This window comes from Thioclava sp. F34-6 (assembly GCF_002213235.1).
GTDB lineage: Bacteria > Pseudomonadota > Alphaproteobacteria > Rhodobacterales > Rhodobacteraceae > Thioclava > Thioclava nitratireducens.
On the sequence record NZ_NBOA01000003.1, the window covers coordinates 349,445 to 364,729 of the forward strand.

General features: G+C 65.3%; 18 protein-coding genes and 1 tRNA gene. 6 read left to right on the plus strand and 13 right to left on the minus strand.

The annotated features are described in order from the left end of the window. Window positions 1-61 precede the first annotated feature (61 nt). From B6V72_RS07830 to B6V72_RS07840, 3 genes are read left to right on the plus strand one after another with little or no spacing between them, the layout of a single operon-like run. The gene (locus B6V72_RS07830; RefSeq protein WP_088724675.1) at window positions 62-985 is read left to right on the plus strand and encodes a carbohydrate kinase; all 924 of its coding nucleotides are present in this window, start codon (window positions 62-64) and stop codon (window positions 983-985) included. Next, window positions 982-1,431, plus strand: a complete 450-nt coding sequence (dtd, locus tag B6V72_RS07835; RefSeq protein ID WP_088735267.1) for a D-aminoacyl-tRNA deacylase — start codon at window positions 982-984, stop codon at window positions 1,429-1,431. Before B6V72_RS07830 ends, dtd begins: the two co-directional genes overlap by 4 nt. A 51-nt stretch (window positions 1,432-1,482) precedes the next feature. After that, complete coding sequence (locus B6V72_RS07840) at window positions 1,483-2,064, plus strand: thymidine kinase (protein WP_075776167.1); 582 nt, start codon at window positions 1,483-1,485, stop codon at window positions 2,062-2,064. Between the two features lie 3 nt (window positions 2,065-2,067). Here B6V72_RS07840 and B6V72_RS07845 read toward each other — a convergent pair whose 3' ends face one another. From B6V72_RS07845 to B6V72_RS07875, 7 genes are all read right to left on the minus strand, one after another. Further along, a complete protein-coding gene (locus B6V72_RS07845; protein WP_088735268.1) occupies window positions 2,068-3,186 on the minus strand; it encodes a beta-ketoacyl-ACP synthase III in 1,119 nt (372 codons plus the stop codon). Between the two features lie 42 nt (window positions 3,187-3,228). After that, complete coding sequence (locus B6V72_RS07850; RefSeq protein WP_088719074.1) at window positions 3,229-4,176, minus strand: D-glycerate dehydrogenase; 948 nt, start codon at window positions 4,174-4,176, stop codon at window positions 3,229-3,231. Then, the gene (locus B6V72_RS07855) at window positions 4,176-4,511 is read right to left on the minus strand and encodes a tRNA-binding protein (protein ID WP_075776164.1); all 336 of its coding nucleotides are present in this window, start codon (window positions 4,509-4,511) and stop codon (window positions 4,176-4,178) included. The genes B6V72_RS07850 and B6V72_RS07855 overlap by 1 nt, the downstream gene beginning before the upstream one ends. Next, window positions 4,508-5,320 (minus strand): pyrroline-5-carboxylate reductase, encoded by an 813-nt coding sequence (proC, locus tag B6V72_RS07860; RefSeq protein WP_088735269.1) that lies wholly within the window; start codon window positions 5,318-5,320, stop codon window positions 4,508-4,510. Before proC ends, B6V72_RS07855 begins: the two co-directional genes overlap by 4 nt. Window positions 5,321-5,345: 25 nt before the next feature. After that, window positions 5,346-5,849 carry a YbjN domain-containing protein gene (locus B6V72_RS07865; protein WP_075776162.1) on the minus strand — a complete coding sequence of 168 codons (504 nt, stop codon included), beginning with the start codon at window positions 5,847-5,849 and terminating at the stop codon, window positions 5,346-5,348. Window positions 5,850-6,133: 284 nt separating this feature from the next. Beyond that, window positions 6,134-6,209 (minus strand) — tRNA-Ala (locus B6V72_RS07870). 86 nt (window positions 6,210-6,295) lie between these two features. After that, a complete protein-coding gene (locus B6V72_RS07875; RefSeq protein WP_088735270.1) occupies window positions 6,296-6,748 on the minus strand; it encodes a thioredoxin domain-containing protein in 453 nt (150 codons plus the stop codon). Window positions 6,749-6,816: 68 nt separating this feature from the next. Between B6V72_RS07875 and B6V72_RS19160 the strand changes: the two genes are divergently transcribed. Further along, complete coding sequence (locus B6V72_RS19160; RefSeq protein WP_168173025.1) at window positions 6,817-6,993, plus strand: hypothetical protein; 177 nt, start codon at window positions 6,817-6,819, stop codon at window positions 6,991-6,993. 4 nt (window positions 6,994-6,997) lie between these two features. Here B6V72_RS19160 and B6V72_RS07880 read toward each other — a convergent pair whose 3' ends face one another. The 6 genes from B6V72_RS07880 to B6V72_RS07905 form a co-directional block, all read right to left on the minus strand. Beyond that, the gene (locus B6V72_RS07880) at window positions 6,998-8,131 is read right to left on the minus strand and encodes a zinc ribbon domain-containing protein (protein WP_240496912.1); all 1,134 of its coding nucleotides are present in this window, start codon (window positions 8,129-8,131) and stop codon (window positions 6,998-7,000) included. Between the two features lie 4 nt (window positions 8,132-8,135). After that, window positions 8,136-9,263, minus strand: a complete 1,128-nt coding sequence (locus B6V72_RS07885) for an SPFH domain-containing protein (RefSeq protein WP_075776160.1) — start codon at window positions 9,261-9,263, stop codon at window positions 8,136-8,138. A 22-nt stretch (window positions 9,264-9,285) separates the two neighbouring features. Then, complete coding sequence (locus B6V72_RS07890) at window positions 9,286-10,254, minus strand: DUF2927 domain-containing protein (protein ID WP_075776159.1); 969 nt, start codon at window positions 10,252-10,254, stop codon at window positions 9,286-9,288. Next, window positions 10,251-11,429 (minus strand): toxic anion resistance protein, encoded by a 1,179-nt coding sequence (locus tag B6V72_RS07895; protein WP_075776158.1) that lies wholly within the window; start codon window positions 11,427-11,429, stop codon window positions 10,251-10,253. The genes B6V72_RS07890 and B6V72_RS07895 overlap by 4 nt, the downstream gene beginning before the upstream one ends. Window positions 11,430-11,490: 61 nt before the next feature. Continuing rightward, window positions 11,491-12,402, minus strand: a complete 912-nt coding sequence (locus B6V72_RS07900; RefSeq protein WP_088735271.1) for a 5-bromo-4-chloroindolyl phosphate hydrolysis family protein — start codon at window positions 12,400-12,402, stop codon at window positions 11,491-11,493. Between the two features lie 253 nt (window positions 12,403-12,655). Further along, entirely contained in the window at window positions 12,656-14,305 is a 1,650-nt protein-coding gene (locus B6V72_RS07905) for a pseudouridine synthase (protein WP_088735272.1), read from the minus strand. Window positions 14,306-14,428: 123 nt separating this feature from the next. Here B6V72_RS07905 and B6V72_RS07910 point away from each other — a divergent pair, with 123 nt between their 5' ends. Both B6V72_RS07910 and B6V72_RS07915 read left to right on the plus strand, forming a co-directional pair. Continuing rightward, a complete protein-coding gene (locus tag B6V72_RS07910; RefSeq protein ID WP_088727013.1) occupies window positions 14,429-14,878 on the plus strand; it encodes a nucleoside deaminase in 450 nt (149 codons plus the stop codon). Between the two features lie 104 nt (window positions 14,879-14,982). Next, window positions 14,983-15,258, plus strand: a complete 276-nt coding sequence (locus B6V72_RS07915; RefSeq protein WP_075776154.1) for a peptidase — start codon at window positions 14,983-14,985, stop codon at window positions 15,256-15,258. The last annotated feature ends 27 nt before the right edge of the window (window positions 15,259-15,285 follow it).

Here is a 15,285-nt window from a genome sequence, read left to right on the forward strand (position 1 = left end):
ACCGCTTCGCGTGTAGCAGGTGTTAGCGGTATCGGAACGCGAAGACGGAGGAGAGGCCCCGATGATCCTGAGCTGTGGTGAGGCACTGATCGACATGCTCCCGCGCGAGAGCGCGCAAGGCGAGCCGGCCTTTGCGCCCTATCCCGGAGGAGCGGTGTTCAATACCGCGATCGCGCTGGGGCGGTTGGGGGCGCGCTCGGGTTTCCTGTCGGGGCTGTCGGAGGATCTGTTCGGGCAGATGCTGGTCCACTCACTCTCTGATAGCGGCGTCGATGCGGGGCTCTCGGTCCGCTCGGACCGGCCCACGACGCTGGCCTTCGTGACGCTCACCGACGGCCATGCGAGCTACGCCTTCTACGACGAGAATACCGCGGGTCGCATGCTGAAGATCGAGGATATGCCTGCGATCCCGGCAGAGGTGAAGGCGATGTTCTTCGGTGGCATCTCCCTGCCGGTCGAGCCCTGCGGCGCGGCCTATGAGGCGCTGATGCTGCGCGAGGCGGAGAGCCGCGTGACGATGATCGACCCGAATATCCGTCCCGGTTTCATCCGCGACGAGACGGCCTATCGCGCGCGGCTTGAACGGATGTTCGCCGTGGCCGATATCGTGAAGGTCTCGGACGAGGATCTGCGCTGGATCGAAGGGCCGGGCACCATCGCCGATCTCGCGCGCGGGCTGCTCGCCAAGGGGCCGAAGCTGGTCTTCGTCACCGAAGGCGCGACCGGCGCGCATGGCTTCTCGAAGCACTGCGAGGTGTTCGTGCCCGCGCGCAAGGTCGAGGTAATCGATACGGTCGGTGCAGGCGACACGTTCAACGCTGGCGTTCTGGCGGCGCTGGATCGCGCCGATGCTCTCGACAAACGCAAGCTTGCAGGGGCCGAGGACGAATTGATCTCCGACTGCCTCAAGCTGGGCGTGGCCGCCGCTGCGGTCGTCGTCAGCCGGGCAGGGGCCAACCCGCCCTGGTCGGACGAGCTGGCATGAGGGCGCTGGTCCAGCGGGTCTCCGAAGCCTCGGTCACCGTCGACGGCAAGCGCATCTCCGAGATCGGGTCGGGCCTTCTGATCCTGTGCTGTGCGATGCAGGGTGATGACGAGAAAGTGGCCGAGAAACTGGCAGAGCGGGTCTCGAAACTGCGCATCTTCAAGGACGAGGCGGGCAAGATGAACCGCGCGGTGGGTGATATTGGCGGCGCCTGTCTGGTGGTCAGCCAGTTCACGCTGGCCGCTGACACCTCGCGCGGCAACCGTCCCGGTTTCTCTGCTGCCGCACCGCCCGAAGAGGGCGATCGGCTGTATCGGCATTTCGCCCGGCACCTCGAATCTCTGGGCCTGCCGGTCCAGACCGGGGCGTTCGGCGCGGATATGAAAGTGGCGCTTCTGAACGACGGGCCGGTCACGATCTGGATGGACAGCGCCGACCGTCCGTGAACGTCGCTGGGGCAGTCTTGCTCCCCTGAAAATCGCGGGCTATTGCAGGCCATGGCCAAGCTCTACTTCCATTATTCCACGATGAACGCGGGCAAGAGCACGATCCTCTTGCAAGCCTCCCACAACTATATCGAACGCGGGATGGAGACGTTCCTCGTGACCGCGCGGCTCGACAATCGCGCGGGCGACGGGCGCATCGCGAGCCGGATCGGCATCGGTGCGGAGGCGGCCTGTTTCACCGAAGAGACCGATATGTTCGCGCTGATCGAGAAGCGCTTGGCGGACGGCCCCTGCGCCTGCATCTTCGTGGACGAGGCGCAGTTCCTGACCGAGACGCAGGTCTGGCAGATCGCCCGCGCGGTCGATGACCTGCGCGTGCCGGTGATGTGCTACGGGTTGCGGGTGGATTTTCAGGGCAAGCTGTTCCCCGGCTCGGCGGCGCTGCTGGCGCTCGCCGACGAGATGCGCGAAGTCCGCACGATCTGCCATTGCGGCAAGAAGGCCACGATGGTGGTGCGGATGGGCCCGGACGGACAGGCGCTGCGCGATGGCGATCAGGTGCAGATCGGTGGCAACGAGACCTATGTCAGCCTCTGCCGCCGTCATTGGCGCGAGGCGATGGGAGAGGCCTAAGCCTCAGATCTTCTCGACCACGACCGAGCCCACCGAATAGCCCGCCCCGAAAGAACAGATCAGTCCGATCTCGCCCGGTTTGAAATCGTCGGAATATTTCGAAAACGCGATGATCGACCCGGCAGACGACGTGTTGGCGTAATCCTGCAGGATATTGGGCTGCTCGCCCGCCTCGGGATCGCGTCCCAAGACTTTCTTGCCGATGAAGTCGTTCATCGATTTGTTCGCCTGATGGAGCCAGAGGCGGTGCAGGTCCTCGGTCGCCACGCCAGTCTCGGTGAGGTGGTCGTGGATATGGCCCGCCACCATCGGCAGCACTTCCTTGAAGACCTTACGGCCCTCCTGCATGAACTGCATGTCGCGGCGGTCGGCCACGCCATCGGGCCGGGTGCGGCGCAGGAAGCCGTTATTGTTGCGGATGTTGTTCGAGAACTCCGTCGCGCAACGGGTGGAACGGATCAGGAAACCATGCGGCGCATCCTCGTGCCGTTCGATTAGCGTCGCGGTCGCCACATCGCCGAAGATGAAATGGCAATCCCGGTCGCGCCACTCGAGATGGCCCGAGGTGATTTCGGGGTTCACGACCAGCGCGCGCCGCACGGAGCCGGTGCGGATCATGTCGGCGGCGGCCTGAATGCCGAAAGTGGCCGAGGAACAGGCGACGTTCATATCGAAAGCGAAACCGCCCGCGCCGAGAAGCTTCTGAATCTCGATCGCGATGGCGGGGTAGGCGCGTTCCATGTTCGAGGCCGCGCAGATCACCAGATCGACGTCCTCGCCCGTGCGGCCCGCCATCTTCAGCGCCTTGTGGCAGGCATCGAGCGCGATTTCCGCCATGATGCCGGGCTCTTCATCCGAACGCTGGCGCAGGCGCGGATACATGCGCGTGGGGTCCAGCACGCCTTCCTTGTCCATCACGTAGCGCTGCTCGATCCCGGAGGCTTTCAGGATGAACTCGACCGAGCTATGCGGCTTGGCCTCGATCTCGCCTGCGGCGATGGCCTCTGCGTTCTCGGCGTTGAACAGATCGGCATAGGCGTTGAATGCTTCGACCAGTTCGGCATTCGTGATGACGTGTTCCGGCGTATAGACCCCGGTCCCGGTAATGACGGCTTGATGCATCGGATCCTCCTTGGCAGAGCCTCCCGCCAAGGAGGTGAAAGGTCAAGACGACACGCGATTGGGCGGCGTGTTGCCGTCACGAAAGGCGATGAGATTGTCGACCGCCATGTGGCCCATGTCGTCGCGCACCTCAAGAGCGGCGGTGCCCAGATGCGGAAGCAACGTGACGTTATCCATCTCGCGCAGGGCCTCGGGGACGTCGGGCTCGCGCTCATAGACGTCAAGGCCCGCGCCCGCGATCACATTGCCCTGCATCGCCGCCACCAGTGCCGCCTCGTCGACGATATCGCCGCGAGCGATATTGATGAGATGCGCATGCGGCTGCATCTTCGCGATCTCGGCGGCGCCGATCAGGTGATGCGTGGCGGGGCTCGCCGGCACCGCGATTACCACGAAATCGGAACTGGTGAGCAACTCGTCCTGGCTCAGATGCGTCGCGGGGAAGCCCGGGTCGACGGGGGTGCGCTTGGTGTAAGCCACCTCCATGCCGAAGCCGAAATGGCAGCGTTTCGCGATCGCCGTGCCGATGCGGCCCAGACCGATGATCCCGACTTTCTTGCCCGAGACGTGCTGGCCTAGGAATTGCGTCGGCGTCCAGCCGGTCCACTCGCCGCGCCGCACGAACCGCTCGCCCGCCGAGGCGCGCCGTGCGCTCATCAGGATCAGCATCATCGCGATATCGGCGGTGGCGTCCGTCACCGCGCCCGGCGTGTTGGTCACCGTGATGCCCTTCGCCTCGGCGGCGGCCACGTCGATATGGTTATAGCCGACCCCGAAGTTGGCCACGATCTTCGCGCGCGGGCTGCCCTCGAAGGCCGCCGCCGTCACCTTGTCGCCAAGCGTGACGAGAAGCGCGTCATACTCGGCCAGAGCCGCGCGGGTTTCCTCCTCGGTCATCGGCGCGGCCCCGTTGCGGAAGGTCACGTCGAATTCGCGCGCCACGCGGGCCTCGACTTCGTCGGTCAGCTTGCGGGTCACGAGGAGCTTCATCAATACATCCTCCCGCCGATCGGGACGTCCTTGTCGGGCGTCAGCAGCACGACCTCGCCCGCCTCGTCCGGCACGCCGAGCACCAGTGCCTCGGACATGAACGGCCCGATCTGGCGCGGCGGAAAGTTGACCACGCCGAAGACCAGCTTGCCGACCAGCTCCTCGGGCGCGTAATGCACCGTGATCTGGGCGGAGCTTTTCTTCACGCCGATCTCCGGGCCGTAATCGACCCAGAGCTTGATCGCGGGCTTGCGCGCCTCGGGGAAGGGCTCGGCCTGCGTGATCCGGCCGCACCGGATGTCGACCTTCATGAAGTCGTCGAAGGAGATGGTCATTTCCCCAGCTCCCGGTTGCGCGCGATATTCGCGGCGACCGCTTTGCGCATCAGGGGCGGCATGCCGGCCTCGGGGTCCATCAGAACCTCGAGCGCCGCTGCCGTGGTGCCGCCGGGCGAGGTGACGTTCTCGCGCAGCTTCGACGGGCTCTCGTCGCTGTCCTCGGCCAGTTGCCCCGCGCCGCCCACGGTCGCCTTGGCGAGCCGCAGCGCCAGGTCGGGATCGAGCCCCTCGGCCTCGCCCGCTGCCGCCATCACCTCGATCAGGTGAAAGACATAGGCCGGGCCCGAGCCGGAGACGCCGATTACCGCATCCATCTGGCCCTCGTTGTCGAGCCGCACGACCTGACCCACGCCGGTCATCAGCGCATCCGCCGTGTCGAGATCGTCACTCGTCGCGTTCGGATTGCCGACGATCGCGGTCACGCCACGGCCGATCGCGGCGGGCGTGTTGGGCATGGCGCGCACCAGACGCGCCTGCTTGCCCAGCATCTTCTCGTAGCCCTCGATGGTGATCCCCGCGGCGACGGTGACGAACAGAGTATCGCCTTCGGCCATGGCCGACAGCTGCGGCAGCGCGTCGGCCATCATCTGCGGCTTCACCGCGACGAGGACGACAGCCGGGTTGTCGGGCAGTTCGGCGTTGAGATTCACGCCGGACTCTTTCAGCCAGTCGGATGGATTCGGATCGACCACCCAGACCGAAGCTGCGGGCAGACCGCCCTTCAACAGCCCCTGAAGGATCGCGCCGCCCATGCGTCCGCAGCCCAGAATGACGAGGCCGCGGTCGGAAATGTTATCAAAGCTCATGCTTCCCCCTTTGTTCGGGGGGAGATTAGGCGCGCCCGTAGGCCTCCGCAATGGCCACCTGCATCGCGTCTTCGGGAGTGCGCTCGCCCCAGGTCGCCAGCTGGAAAGCCGGGTAGAACCGCTCGGAGGACACGACAGCCGCGCCGATCAGCCGGTCGATCTGCTCCGGCCCGGGCATCTGCCCGCCCGATAGCACCAGCCCGTGCCGCCAGACCATCAGCCGCTGATCGGGCCAGAAGGTGAAGGCGCCGGTCCAGACCCGGTCGTTGATGCGGTTGAGAAGCTCGTAGAGCGCGCCCTCACGGGTCGCGGGCGGATCCATCTCGAAAGTGGAGATCAGCCGCAGGGTTTCATCCATCGGCGACCAGGCGAGGGTGATCGAGTAAGTCCGCCACTGACCCTCGACCGCCATTGCGATCTGGTCATCGGTAACCCGGTCGAATTCCCATTCATGGGCTTCGGCCAGCGTCTCGACGATGTCGATCGGGTGGAGTTCCTCGGCGTACAGATAGTCTTCGCTCAGTGCCATGCTCGTATCCCCCTGCCTTTTTAGATGCCCGGAGTGCAGCTCCCCTAGGGCTTGTCGGCTTTACAAGGAACGGCGGTAGCAGCCGCCTTTCCCTACAACATATCGTGTAGGCAGGTTTGCGTTCTGTAAAGCAATTTGTGGTGGATAAGCCGGGCGGGTGCCACGAAATCTGGGGATAGTTCATCCACAAAGCGGGGCCACTGGCTGGCTCTCTTCCACTAAGTATTTGAGATCGCTTTAAAACACAAAAAGCGCCCGAAGGTCGGGCGCTTTTAGAGGCGGTTTGGTGGAGCCTAGGGGGATCGAACCCCTGACCTCGTCATTGCGAACGACGCGCTCTCCCAGCTGAGCTAAGGCCCCGTACCGTGGCGTGGTATTTCGCGCAAGGCGCGGGCGTTGTCAAGCGGCCCGCCCGCGCCGCACGCTAAAATTTCTGCCGATCCGCTTTATGCGGGCACCGAGATTTTCGACTTCACGAAATTGACCAGATCGCCTGCCGGGCGCGCCCCTGCGGCACGGGCGACCTCGCGGCCTTTCGCGAACAGGATGAAAGCGGGAATGCCCTGAATCCGGTAGCGTTGAGTCGCGGAAGGGTTCACCTGCGTGTTAATCTTCGCGAGCCGCACATGCGGGGTCAGCTTCTCTGCGGCCATGTTGAACTGCGGCGCCATCGCCTTGCACGGGCCGCACCACGGCGCCCAGAAATCGACCAGCAGCGGCAGGTCGTCCTTCTCGGCCTTGGCGAGCGTCTTGAAATCTACTTCCGTCACCTTGTGCGAAACGAGCCATCCGCCGCAGGTGCCGCATTTCGGGTTCGCGCCCAGCTTCTCGGCGGGGACGCGGTTGGCCTGTCCGCAATCGAGGCAGGTCACACGATAGCTTTGAGAGGATTGGGTCATGTCACCCCTCCTTTACATTGGGTTGAAAGATATATCGGGAACCCACTTCGGCTTTGCAAGGAGACGACATGACGCGCTGGAAAGAGCTGAGCCCCGAACGCCAGATGGATCTTCGCGCCGCCTATGACATCGAAATGGCGCGGCAGACCAATAACTGCTCGATTGACGAGAAGATTGCGCGCTTCGCCGAATGGCTCGCGCCGCAGGGCGTCGCCTTCGGGATGGAAGACTTGGCAAAAGGCTGATCTCTCAGCGGCCCTTCAGGTAGAAGAACACGCCCGCCACGATTAGTGCAGCAATCACTGCCAGTGCGATCTTCCATGCCGACCACGGGCGATCCCCGCGCACGCGGCCCGTCTGGGCGTTGACGACGAAGCGGTAGGAGCGGCCGCGGAACTTGTACGCGGCGGTCCAGATCGGTAGCAGGATATGCTTGAAGGTTTCGGCCGAGAACTGCGGGTCCATCGCGCCGATCCGCTGCTCGTCGCCGCCGATATCGCGACGGATGTCGGTCTGGATGACGCGGATCATCTCTGCCTGCGCGGCATGATGGCCCTCTTGCAGTTGCACGGTGTAGCCCTCGGCGGTGAAGCCCGCGAGGTAATCGCGCCGGTAGGGTTCGAGCGCCGTCAAATCCCAAGGGCGCAGCGCCTGCACGTAATCGGGCGGCAGCGAGCGCGCGGCGTAGATCACCACATCGTCGAAATCGCGCGCGACCTGACCCGAGACCGGGGTCCAGCGGATGCGGCGGACCTGCTCGGTGCGGGGGCCCTTGTCGGTCTGCACCGTGCGCGTGACGTAGTAAGCATCGCCGCGCTGCCCGGAATAGCGCGTGCGGGTGGCGGCATCGAAGGTCCAGAAGGGCGCGTAGATGCCGGTCATGCGCCGGCCTTTGCGGGCATATTGCGACAGCCCGTTGGGCGCGAACCACAGCGAGCCGAGCCATTTCGAGAGCGCCGCGCGCGCCTGTTCCTCGGTCAGTTGGAAGGGGAGCACGCCTTGCGGCTTGATCAGCCGCGTCGTGCCGGTATCGACCACCACCGGCGTCGCGCAGAACGGGCATTCAGTCGCGTGCTCGCCATTCTGCAGCTCGATCGAGGCGCCGCAATTGGGGCAGGAGACGGTGCGGTGCTCCTCCATCTCCTGCGCGGGCAATTCGCGGGTCAGCGCATCGTCGAGCGGCAATTCGCGCAAACGGGCCTCACCGCGCCCGGTGGCGGAGGGAATGTCCTGCACATGGCCGCAGTGGTCGCAGACGAGCCGCGTCTGGCCCGGCGCAAACCGCAGATCAGCTCCACAGCTTTCGCAGTGATAGTGGCTCTCGCCGCGTGGGTCGGCAGGGGCGGCAGCTGCGCTCCGCCCCACTTTCGGGAAACCCAGCATCGGATCAGCTCGCAGCAGGCGGGGGCGGCGGCGGTGCGATGGTGAAGAGCTGCGCCAGTTCGGTCACGTCCTCGGCGCGCATCCAGCCGTTCTGACCCGGCGTCCAGACGAGACTGTCACGGGTGAGCGAGCCTTCCGAGACCATGCGTCCCAGATGGCCGCGCCCGAAGGGCCCCTGCGTCTGGCCGTTGACCGCGAGATGCCAGACCTTCTCGACCGGTGGCGGGGGAGGGGGCGGCGGCGCGGCGGCGGCGGGTTGTTGGCCCATCTGCCCCCACGGCCCCATCTGCTGACCCATCGCCATGCCCATGCCCGCGCCCATTCCGGCCCCCATCGCCGCGCCCATCCCGGCGGAGGCGCCCGAGCCCGGCTGCCCCATGGCCTCCGCGGCATTATATTGCATGTAGCGGTTCAGATCGCCCACGATGCCCATCGAGGTGCGCTTGTCGAGAACCGCCTCCACCGCTTCGGGAAGCGAGACGTTCTCGATGTAGAATTCCGGCAGCTCCAGCCCGTAATTCGCAATGGTGGGTGCGATCGCCTTGGTGATCACCTTACCCATGTCCGCAGTGTTCGCCGCCATGTCGAGGACCGGGATGCCCGAGCTGGCGATGGCGCGCGAAAACTCCTGCACGATCACGTTGCGCAGCTGGTAGCTGATCTCGTCCGAGGTGAACTCGCCATCGGTGCCGACGATCTCGGTCAGGAACTTGCCCGGATCGGTGACGCGCATCGAATAGGTGCCGAAGGCGCGGATGCGCACCGGGCCGAATTCGGGATCGCGCGCCATGACCGGGTTCTTCGTGCCCCATTTGAGGTCATTGAACCGCGTTGTGTTGACGAAATAGATTTCGGACTGGAAGGGCGATTTGAACCCGTGATCCCAATGCTGAAGCGTCGTCAGAATCGGCAGGTTGTTCGTCTCCAGCATGTAGAGGCCCGGACCGAAGATATCGGCCAGCTGCCCCTCATGGACGAAGACGGCGGCCTGACCTTCGCGGACGGTCAGCTTGGCGCCGTATTTGATCGCATGGCCCTCACGTTCGAACCGCCAGACCATCGTGTCGCGGGTGTCGTCGGTCCAGCCGATGACGTCGATGAATTCGCCCGAGAGGAAATCGAGAATGCCCATGGATGCGGTTCCTTCTTGGTTCTCAGCTTGCGCCGCCCAGCAATTCGGCGGCGATGGTGGTGACGATCGGGCGGGCCTCGCGTTCGGTCATGCCGGGCTTCAGGCGCGGATCGTAAAGCATCTGCAGCAGCAGCTCGTCATGCTTGGTCAGCAGCGAGAATTCCTCGTCATCGTTGAAGATCGAGGGCCGCGCGCGCGGATAGTCATTCGCGAGGCCGAGCCCCTGAGCCAGCTCCTCGTGGATACAGCTGGTGCGCAGTTCCGGCGGGTGCTCGCCGCGGATCACCGCGACCGCGTCGGTATAGATCGGGCTGTCGCCCTGCGAGAAGGCGAAGACGACACAGTAGGTGGACAGCGGCAGGTTCGTGATCGCCTCGACGGAACTTTCATCGATCCCCGGCACGAGTTGTCGCAGGCGCGGGCCGATCGCGCGACGCTCGTCTTCGTTGAGGAACAGCACGTGGAAATTGCCGCCATGCTTTACAACGCTGACCGGATGGCGCGAGGCGCTCGCGAGCTTGCCCGCATAGGCGCGCACTTCGGCGACATCCGAGGCGCGGTCGGCCTTGGGTATCGAAGCGCCGAAATCGACGTCCATCCGAACCGGTTTCTCCCAGCGCCGCAGCCGAGAGGGGGTCTGGCGGGCGACGAACCCGCCGCCCTGCGCCGCGTATTCGTCGTAGAGCGCGATATGGATAAAGTTCTGCACCAGTTGGCGCTGGTTGAACGGTGCATCGCGCGGCGCGACATCGGTGCGCAGCTGGCCGCGGCTTTCCATCTCGGCGGCGGTCTTGGCGAAATAGGCAGACATCTCTCGCGACAGCGCGCTCTGCTCCGTGACCTTGGAGCGGTCGAGATCGGCTGGCGCGCTGGGCGGGCGCGCGGTCTTGTCCGGTGCGAGCGGCGAGCCGCCCAAGCCCGGCGTGCAGGCCGAAAGGGCCAGCGCCGCCAGCCCTGCAAGAACCGGGAAGGCCGCACGCATCCGCATCATCCCGCAGCTCCGCCGGCCTGTGCGGAGGATTTCGCCGCCGACAGGGTGTTGCGCAGCTTGTCTTCCATCTCGATCAGTTCCTTCTCGGCATCCGCCCGCTTGCGCTTGCCTTCGTCGGCGATGCGCAGGCTGTCTTCGATCGTGGCGACCAGATCGGCATTGGCCGCTTTCACCGCCTCGATGTCGAAAACGCCGCGTTCCATTTCGGTGCGGATCTCGGCATTGGCTTCGCGCAGGTTCTTGGCGTTGGCGGTCAGCAGGTCGTTGGTGAGGTCATTCGCTTCGCGCACGGCGCCCGCCGCCTCGCGCGAGCGCTGGATCGTGACCGCCTGCGCCAGCTGAGTCTCCCAGAGAGGCACCGTGTTCACCAGCGTCGAGTTGATCTTGGTCACAAGGCTCTTGTCGTTTTCCTGGACCAGCCGGATCGAAGGCAGCGACTGCATCGTCACCTGACGCGTCAGTTTCAGATCATGCACCCGGCGTTCCAGATCGTCGCGCGCGGCGCGCAGATCGCGGAGTTCCTGTGCCTTGAGTACTTTCTGATCTTCGGAAGCGGCTTCCATCTCTGTTTCTTTTGCAGGGATTTCCTGCGTGTCGAGCTGGGCCAGCTTTTCGACGCCCGCTGCAATGTAGAGCGCGAGCTCGTCGTAGAAATGCAGCGTCTTGTCGTAGAGCATATCGAGCGATTTGATGTCCTTGAGCAGGTTATGCTCGTGGCTCAGCAACTCGTCGGTGACGCGGTCGATCTGGCCCTGCACCTCCTCGAAGCGGGCGACGAAATTGCCAAACGGAGCGGCGCGGCCCAGCAGTTTCTCCCACCAGCTGCGCTTGCGGCGTACATCGAGTTCCGACACCGAGAAGCCGCGGATCGTGGTGACGATCTGGCGCAGGCTGTCCCCGGCGGGGCCGACATCCTTGTTCTTGACGCCCGAGAGCATTTCCTGGCTGATCGATTGCAGATCGGTCTGCGCGCGCGAACCGAAGCGGACGATCGAATTCGTGTCGCTCATGTCCAGCTCGGCCATGCGCTTGCGGATTTCCTCGGCGGTTTCCGGCGGAGCCTGATCGAGCGGGGTCACCGCCTCTGCCGGGCCCGGCTCGGGCAGCAGGGAGCCGCTGACACCTTCCACTTCGGTCATCAGCTCGGTCGCCTTCTGGCGGGTCGTCTCGGTCATCTCAGGGCCTCCTTGCGCCTGTCGGGACAGGTCCCGGGGTCACGTGTCACGTCACGCCTCGTCATGTCTTTCGGGTCGTCGGCACGACCCCTTCGCGCGCCAGCCGGTCGCGCAGAACGTCGATCTCGATTTCCAGCCCTTCGCGGCCGTCCTCCAGCATTTTCCTGGTGCGCGCGGTGAAATTCGCCTCCAGATCATCCAGCAGCGCCGCGTAATCGTCGCGTGCGGTCTGATCGCGGGTGTTGCGCCACAGGTCGGCGAACTTGATCGTCGCGTCGCGCGCGCCCTGCAGATAGACCGTCATGTAGCGCCGCGCCTGCGCCAGATCGCCGGGGTCTTCCTCGACCGCGCGGAACAGATCGCGGGCAGTGGTGGCGAATTGCTCGACCCGGCCGATCAGGACACGCTCGCCCGAGGGGGTGATCGCCTTGCGCATCTCTTCCAGATAGGCCTCGCCCTCCTTGACCACGCGGGCGACGCGCTCTTGCTGAAATTCATCGACGCCGTCCATCCCTTTGTCCTTCAGCGGATCGAGACCGAAGGTCACGAGCGAGACAACGGTGCCGATCGCGCCGATCCCGGCGGCTCCGATCACACCGAGGCCGGGCGCTTGTGCGCCGATGGCGAGGCCCAGCCCATAGGCGACCGAGCCCAGAATCTTCCGAGGAAAGGCGGGCCGCTTGGCCGAGGCGCGGGCGACATAGGCGAATTCCGCCCGCAGCCCCTCGCGGATCGTCCAGGCGGCGCCCGCGATCAGCGCGAAAGCCGCGAGCGCGCGGGCCAAGGTGAGGGGCCCGTCGCCGAAAGCGCTCAGCAGAAAGGGCAGGGCGGCGGCCACGATCCAGAACGGACGGCCTTCCTGGGGGTGGCGAGCATCGGGACGGCGATGGGGAGGTACGCTGCGGGGATCGTGCAGGTCGGGCCCGCTGGCCGGGCCTTGGGGCGAGTATTTTCCGCCATAGCGTTGAGCCATCACACGCTCCCGGTGAACGCGACCGACAGCGTCAGCGCGATCATCAGCCAGAAAGCGATTCTCTTTTGCGCTTCGCGCGACATCGCCAGCCCCTGCCATCGGACGCGAATTCCGGCGTCCTGATAATATTTTATAAGCAGGCTGGCGGGTCTATGCCAGAGAGACGGTGTGAAATTCGCGTAAACCCGCCGAGGAAAAAAGTGAGGGGAAAACCACGGCGGTTTTCCCCTCACTCACAGCGTGTTTTCGCCGGTCAGTCGCGGTTGCCACCGCGCGGCTTGCCGCCGAAGGGCTTGCCGCCGGGTTTTCCGCCCGGCTTGCCGCCATGCGATTTGAAGCCGCCGGAACGTGCGGGCCGGTCGCCGCGCGCGTCGCCGTGGGATTTGAAGCCGCCCGAACGCGGTTTCCCGCCCGGTTTGCCACCATGCGATTTGAACCCGCCCGAGCGGGGCTTGTCGCCGCCACGGTCGTCGCGGCCCGCTTCGTCGCGGTCCCGGCTGAAGCGCGCCTTGTCGCCGAACTTCCCACTGGGCTTGCCGCCGAACTTCCCGCCGGAGCGGTCATCGCGGTCGCGGTTGAAGCTGGGCTTGTCGCCACGCGGCCCACGATCCGGACGGTCTCCACGATCCTTCGAGAAACGCGGACCCCGATCGCCGCGCTCGCCTTCATCGCGATGCGACTTGAAGCCACCGGCCCGCGGCTTGCGTGGCCCGTCGCGGAACGGGCGATCCTCGCGCCCGCCCTCTTCGCGGTCCTTGCGGAAGCGCGGTTTGTCGTCGCGGCTACCCTCGTCGCGGTCCCGGTTGAAGCGCGGCTTGTCGCCACGCGGCCCGCGATCCGGGCGGTCGCCCCGGTCCTTCGAGAAGCGCGGCCCACGATCGCCGCGCTCGCCCCGATCTCCGCGGTCGCCCTCGTCACGATGCGACTTGAAGCCGCCCGTGCGCGGCTTGCGCGGACGATCCTCACGGCCGCCTTCGTCACGATCCTTGCGGAAGCGCGGCTTGTCATCGCGGCCGCCGTCATCGCGATCCCGCTTGAAGCGCGGCTTGTCGCCCCGGTCCTTGCGCTCGCCGCGCTCCGGGCGATCCCCACGCTCCTTGCGCTCGGGCTTCGCTTCGCCGCCCACCGGCTTGTCGTCGAGCAGGCCGCCCAGCTGGTCGCGCAGCATCTTGCGCTTCACTTCCATGACGTCGCCTGCCTTCATGTCCATCAGGCGGAACGGACCATAGCTGATCCGGATCAGGCGGTTCACCTGGAAGCCGATCTCGGTCATGGCGCGACGGATTTCGCGGTTGCGGCCTTCACGGATGCCCACGGTCAGCCACGCATTCGCGCCCTGCTGACGGTCGAGCGAGACCTCCATCGGCAGGAATTCTTCGCCGTCGATGGTTATGCCTTGGCGCAGCGGCTCGAAGCTCTGCTCGGTCGGGCGGCCATTCACGCGAACGCGGTATTTGCGCAGCCAGCCGGTCTCGGGCAGTTCCAGACGGCGCTTGAGGCCGCCGTCATTGGTCAAGAGCAGCAGGCCTTCGGAGTTGAGGTCGAGACGGCCCACGTTCAGCACGCGCGGCATGCCTTCGGGCATTTCGTCGAAAATCGTACGGCGGCCCTGTTCGTCTTTCTCGGTCGTGACCAGACCCAGCGGCTTGTAGTAAAGCCACAGCCGCGTCTCCTGCGGTGCGTCGATCGCCTTGCCGTCGATGGTGATTTTGTCCGAGGCCGCCACGTCGAGTGCGGGCGAGTCGATCTGCTTGCCGTTCACCGCGACCTTGCCGGCGAGGATCATCTTCTCGGCGTCACGGCGCGAGGCCACGCCGGAGCGCGCGATCACCTTGGCCACGCGTTCCTTCGCGGCGGATTTTTCGACGGATTTCGGGGCGGAATTTTCGGGAGTGTCGGTCATGTCCGGTTCCTTCTAGGGGAGGGGGCGCGCGAGTCGCTCGGGCGCGAAAGACCGCGATCTACACCTTTCCGAGGCGCGTGGGAAGCGTCTTGATAAGCGCGGGTTTGCAGGCGATGAAGAGCCATGGAATTCCGGTCTTTCATGCAACAGGCGCTGGCAGAGGCGCGCGAGGCGGCCAAGCGCGGCGAAGTGCCCGTCGGCGCGGTCGTCGTCTCCCCTGACGGTAGGGTGGTGGCCTCTGCGGGCAACCGCACGCGCGAGCTGGGCGATCCGACGGCCCATGCCGAGATTCTCGCGATGCGCGACGCCTGTGCGCAGATCGGCTCGGAGCGGCTGCCCGGTTACGACCTCTATGTCACGCTCGAGCCCTGTCCGATGTGCGCCTCGGCGATCTCGCAGGCCCGGATCGCGCGGCTCTATTATGGCGCGGCCGATCCGAAATCGGGCGGCGTCGCGCAGGGGCCGCGCATCTTCGCGCATCCGCAGAGCCACCACGTGCCGGAAATCTACGACGGCATCGGGGCGGCGGAGGCCGAGGCGCTCCTGAAGGATTTCTTCGCAGCGCGCCGCTGAGCCTCGCCCGTCTGGACGCGTCTACTTTCATGTGGCATATCAAGCGTATCGCAGGCCCGAGGGGTCGCGATCCCCGATATCGAAGACGACCAGAAGGAGCGGGAATGCGTTCGGCATTGCGTCTGCGCGAAGGTGGCCTTGCGGCCTATCAGCAAGAGATGAAATGGGTCGCGCTCGCCCTCGGCATCGCCTCCACCATTGCCATCGTGCAGAACTGGTACCCGCTCAACCTGTTTCTCAGCCTGCCATTCTGCCTGATCTGGGCCTATCACGCCTGGCTGCATACAGAGCGCCAGCTGAAATATCTCAACATCATGTTCACCGGTTTCTACCTCTACGGGATCGCGCGCTATTTCCTGATGTCGCAGGGGCAGGGCTGAGGCGCGGGTCTTGTAACCCCGTCGGCC